Origin of the sequence: Escherichia sp. HH26CH (assembly GCF_009820205.1) — a bacterium.
In the GTDB taxonomy this organism is placed as follows: domain Bacteria; phylum Pseudomonadota; class Gammaproteobacteria; order Enterobacterales; family Enterobacteriaceae; genus Escherichia; species Escherichia coli_F.
This window is the reverse complement of the sequence record NZ_VNXM01000031.1, coordinates 1-1247: the sequence shown is the minus strand read 5'-3', so window position 1 is coordinate 1247 and position 1247 is coordinate 1. Positions and strand designations below refer to the sequence as shown.

Sequence of the window (1247 nt, the reverse complement as noted above, 5' to 3'; positions counted from 1 at the left end):
CTTATCAGGCCTTGTATTATCCCTCCTGTGCAGAGAAAATCGGCCAGTTTTCTCTGCCTGCAGTCCGCATGCCGTATCGGGCCTTAGGTTTTCAACCTGTTGCGTAGATTTATGCAGCGGACTGCCTTTCTCCCAAAGTGATAAACCGGACAGTATCATGGACCGGTTTTCCCGGTAATCCGTATTTGCAAGGTTGGTTTCACTATGGAACATGAACTTCATTATATCGGTATCGACACCGCTAAAGAGAAACTGGATGTCGATGTGTTGCGTCCTGATGGTCGTCATCGCACCAAAAAATTCGCTAACACCACTAAAGGGCACGATGAGCTGGTGAGCTGGCTGAAAGGTCACAAGATTGACCATGCGCATATCTGCATCGAAGCGACCGGCACCTATATGGAACCTGTCGCTGAGTGCCTTTACGATGCAGGTTACATAGTGTCAGTCATTAATCCTGCGCTGGGTAAAGCTTTCGCTCAGAGTGAAGGACTGCGTAACAAGACTGATACCGTGGATGCGCGCATGCTGGCAGAGTTCTGTCGTCAGAAGCGCCCTGCAGCCTGGGAAGCGCCTCACCCGCTTGAACGCGCGTTGCGTGCCCTGGTAGTACGCCACCAGGCGCTGACAGATATGCACACGCAGGAACTGAACCGCACTGAAACGGCGCGGGAAGTCCAGAGGCCGAGCATTGATGCTCACCTTCTGTGGCTTGAAGCAGAGCTGAAGCGTCTTGAGAAGCAGATAAAAGACCTGACAGACGATGATCCGGATATGAAACACCGCAGGAAACTGCTGGAAAGTATCCCGGGTATCGGAGAAAAAACATCTGCGGTATTGCTGGCTTACATTGGTCTGAAGGACCGTTTCGCCCATGCCAGACAGTTCGCCGCTTTTGCGGGTCTGACACCACGGCGTTATGAATCAGGCAGTAGTGTGAGAGGGGCAAGCCGGTTGAGTAAAGCCGGACATGTGTCGCTTCGCAGGGCGTTGTATATGCCTGCAATGGTAGCCACCAGTAAGACTGAGTGGGGACGGGCGTTCCGCGACCGTCTGGCGGCTAATGGCAAGAAAGGAAAGGTGATTCTCGGCGCGATGATGCGCAAGCTGGCACAGGTGGCGTATGGCGTGCTGAAGTCAGGGGTCCCGTTCGATGCGTCACGGCATAATCCGGTAGCGGCGTAAAAATCGCGGAAGGGATGAAAAAAACAGCGCCTGACGGCGCTGTGTCTGGCATGCCTGCAATC

General features: G+C 53.6%; 1 protein-coding gene. It reads left to right on the top strand.

What is annotated here, in order from left to right; translation table 11 throughout:
* Positions 1 to 204 precede the first annotated feature (204 nt).
* Positions 205 to 1185: an IS110-like element IS621 family transposase gene (locus tag FQ015_RS10445; protein WP_000399629.1), complete on the top strand. Its 981-nt coding sequence runs from the start codon at positions 205 to 207 to the stop codon at positions 1183 to 1185.
* The last annotated feature ends 62 nt before the right edge of the window (positions 1186 to 1247 follow it).

What these genes read in the sequence shown, in the direction of transcription:
- FQ015_RS10445 (WP_000399629.1), top strand. Translation starts at nt 205, where the DNA reads ATGGAACATGAACTTCATTATATCGGTATCGACACCGCTAAAGAGAAA.